4 protein-coding genes are annotated in these 3,160 nt (G+C 45.2%); 2 read left to right on the top strand and 2 right to left on the bottom strand.

From position 1 onward, the window contains the following. Positions 1-17: 17 nt before the first annotated feature. Entirely contained in the window at positions 18-308 is a 291-nt protein-coding gene (locus BZG79_RS13260) for a DUF3634 family protein (RefSeq protein WP_021023215.1), read from the bottom strand. A gap of 29 nt (positions 309-337) precedes the next feature. Then, a complete protein-coding gene (gene matP / locus BZG79_RS13255) occupies positions 338-787 on the bottom strand; it encodes a macrodomain Ter protein MatP (protein WP_077460551.1) in 450 nt (149 codons plus the stop codon). Between the two features lie 187 nt (positions 788-974). Here matP and BZG79_RS13250 point away from each other — a divergent pair, with 187 nt between their 5' ends. After that, positions 975-2,630, top strand: a complete 1,656-nt coding sequence (locus tag BZG79_RS13250) for a Lon protease family protein (protein WP_077774639.1) — start codon at positions 975-977, stop codon at positions 2,628-2,630. 65 nt (positions 2,631-2,695) lie between these two features. Then, positions 2,696-3,160: bifunctional 3-hydroxydecanoyl-ACP dehydratase/trans-2-decenoyl-ACP isomerase (gene fabA, locus BZG79_RS13245; RefSeq protein ID WP_108743302.1), on the top strand; the 465-nt coding region annotated here is incomplete at its 3' end.

Below are 3,160 nucleotides of genomic sequence, written 5' to 3'. Positions count from 1 at the left end.
CAATGTGTGCATTGTGATTATTTAAATGACTGATGCGGGAACACATTTTTAATTCGTTGCTGAGTACGATGATCAATACTGCGCGACAGCACGACTTTTGCGGGCTTAAACCGATTGCTATATACCTTTACTGTCCCCGTAAACGGATGACGTTTAGCGATATCTTGGCAATCATGTAAAAAACCTTTCGGTACTTTTCCTTTATGACGCACTAATTGGCCATCCTTAAATGCTATCACCAGCAATGGCCGGTCGATCAACATAAATGCGAGAAATATGGCAAAAGAAATCAGTAAAAAGTAGCCCATACTGCATGCTCACTTATTGATAAAAGGTTTTACATATCCAGCAAGTTGCTAAGATCTTGCTTTAGCGTATCCACTTGCTTATTGGCACTTTCTGAGCGGTTAGCCTCAGACAACAAATATTCAATCGTGTCAGACAAGGTCGCATCAAGCTCATGGGCCTTTTGCGACAGCTTTTCCCATACGCGATAGTCTAAATCGATCGACTTTTTACGCGTTTGCTCTTGCTCAGCATTAAAGTGGCGTTTTCGCTTGGCACGAATGGCTTGTTTGAGTTTTTTATCTAATGATGGCGCCATGTGCTTGTCAATCCACTGTTCAACTCGCGTGGGTTCATGCTCAAGGGCCAGCAACGCATTAACGGCAGTATTTGCCTCGTCTGCGTCGATGTATTTTGTGACAGCGTCACCATCTTTCCATTTTTTTACCAAATAGGCCCATTTCCAGCCTGCTTCAAGGTTTTCGAGTTGTTGATATTTCATATGCCAAGCTTCAGTCACGCCAATGAGTGACAGCGTAACACTAACTCGCTGCCTGTTCAATTATCACACACCTAGATACGCACCCTACTCGTTGGTTATTTATCCCTTCGTTATGGCGCCATTTTATTACCGTAGTGTGTTATCCTTTATGCTTTAACCATTCTAATCTTAGTCAGTAATCATAGACATGCATGAAGTTGATTGGCGTGATGCCAAACCACATTATTCTCAGTTTTCCCCAGATATCGCACAGTTTGAGTATTTAGAGGCCGCCACGCTACTGTCGCTGCAGTCACGTTTAACCCAGGCTCTGCAGTGGTTGATGTCATCTTCGTGCCCGACACGTTGCCTGACCGTCATGTCTGCTGATCTTCCACACTATCTTAATGCATATCGGGATGAGCTAGTCGCAAAATGCCCGAGTTCGCCTGTTTTAATTGGTGAGGCCGTTACAGAGTCGACGCTATTCGGGTTTGCTTATAATAATAATAAAAATGTGACAGCGTCACAAAAAAAATCGGGCTTACTCCATCAAGCCAACGGTGGCGTTTTAATTTTAAAAGTTGCCGATATTTTGCAACAACCTCGTGTTTGGGTGCGTCTGAAGCAATTTTTATCGACAGGTAATCTGGCTTGGCAAACAGCGCGTCCCGATCAAATAACCGAATTACCCGATGAAAGCCTTGATGTTCGACTGGTATTGGTTGGCGATAGGCAGTGGCTGGCCGATTTTGAAACCAACGAGCCTGACCTTTACGATGGCTTATCTGCTTATGCTGAGTATGAACAAGACATTGAGCTCAACGCAAGTAATATCACGCCCTACTTTTCTTGGTTAAAAGGTATTGTCACCACACTGACCGCTTTAAGTGTCTCCGACTCCGCGCTGGTGCGTTTACTCCAAGCGGGTGCACGAGAAAGTGAAGATCAGTTACGTATGCCACTTTGTCCTATTTGGTATCATCAATTATTGGCTGAATCACTGATGACGGTCGATGAGGTATTAGACGGCAATGCGATTGATGCGGCCATTACGCGCCGTTATCAGCGAGCTGCGTATTTGCCAGAGCGTGCCATTGAAGACATACACAAAGGACAAGTTTTTATTGATACTCGCGGTGAACATATTGGTCAAATCAATGGTCTCACTGTGATTGAGGTGCCCGGTCATCCATTGAGCTACGGCGAGCCAGCTCGGATATCATGTGTGGTTCACTCTGGCGACGGTGATATTGCCGATGTTGAGCGCAAGGCGGAATTAGCCGGCAATATTCACGCCAAAGGAATGATGATTATGCAAGCCTTTGTGAGCGTGGCTTTAAATCTTGATGATCCCTTGCCTTACTCGGCATCCATTGTGTTTGAGCAATCTTATAGCGAGGTCGATGGAGACAGTGCGTCATTAGCCGAACTGTGTGCTTTTGTCAGCGCCCTTTCTCAACAACCGATTAATCAAGCCATTGCGATAACGGGAGCCGTCGATCAATTTGGCCGCGTTCAGGCCGTTGGCGGAATCAACGAAAAAATTGAGGGATACTATCAAGTTTGCGCACACCGAGGATTAACTGGCCAGCAAGGTGTGGTGTTGCCGAAAACGAATCTATCATCCCTTTGTTTACGCAATGATGTCGTTGAAGCCATTAAAGCCGGACAGTTTCATATTTGGGCGGTAGATGATGTCGAGCAGGCTCTACCTCTTGTGACGGGTCTCCCATTCTCAGGAGAAGAAGACGAGACATTACTAAGAAAAATATCTAATCGAATAAATCATTTTCATACTGATGAAAAACAAAGCTGCAACAGTTTGTTTAAACGCGTAAAAAACTGGTTTGGCCAGTACTGATCCGAGTTGTTTGGCGTACACGTGTACGCTAAACTGCTCGCAATTGAATAAGGAGCAGTTTAGATATAATGAAACGCCAAAATTCCTATAATCGCGATGATCTACTCGCATCGAGCCAAGGTGAGCTTTTTGGTCCAGGACGTCCACAGCTTCCTGCCCCTAACATGTTGATGATGGACCGTATCACCAACATTACCGATCAAGGCGGTGACTTTGATAAAGGCATAATTGTCGCTGAATTGGATATCAATCCCGATCTATGGTTTTTCGATTGTCATTTCCCTGGTGACCCTGTTATGCCTGGTTGTCTGGGTTTGGATGCGATGTGGCAGCTAGTTGGCTTTTTCTTAGGCTGGATCGGTGGCGAAGGCAAAGGCCGAGCCCTCGGGGTTGGCGAAGTAAAATTCACAGGCCAAGTTCTCCCTACTGCTAAACGCGTTCGTTATGAGATTCATATGAAGCGTGTAATTAATCGCAAACTGGTAATGGGTGTTGGTGATGGCCATGTCTTTGTCGTTGATAAAGAGATT

The sequence above is a fragment of the Salinivibrio sp. MA427 genome, from assembly GCF_001996115.1.
Taxonomy (GTDB): Bacteria; Pseudomonadota; Gammaproteobacteria; order Enterobacterales; family Vibrionaceae; genus Salinivibrio; species Salinivibrio costicola.
The sequence above is the reverse complement of the archived record's forward strand: the minus strand, read 5'-3'. Positions and strand labels throughout refer to the sequence as shown.

Excerpts from the sequence above, each read along its gene's own strand:
- BZG79_RS13260 (WP_021023215.1), bottom strand. The coding sequence starts at position 308 with ATGGGCTACTTTTTACTGATTTCTTTTGCCATATTTCTCGCATTTATG.
- matP (WP_077460551.1), bottom strand. The coding sequence starts at position 787 with ATGAAATATCAACAACTCGAAAACCTTGAAGCAGGCTGGAAATGGGCC.
- BZG79_RS13250 (WP_077774639.1), top strand. The coding sequence starts at position 975 with ATGCATGAAGTTGATTGGCGTGATGCCAAACCACATTATTCTCAGTTT.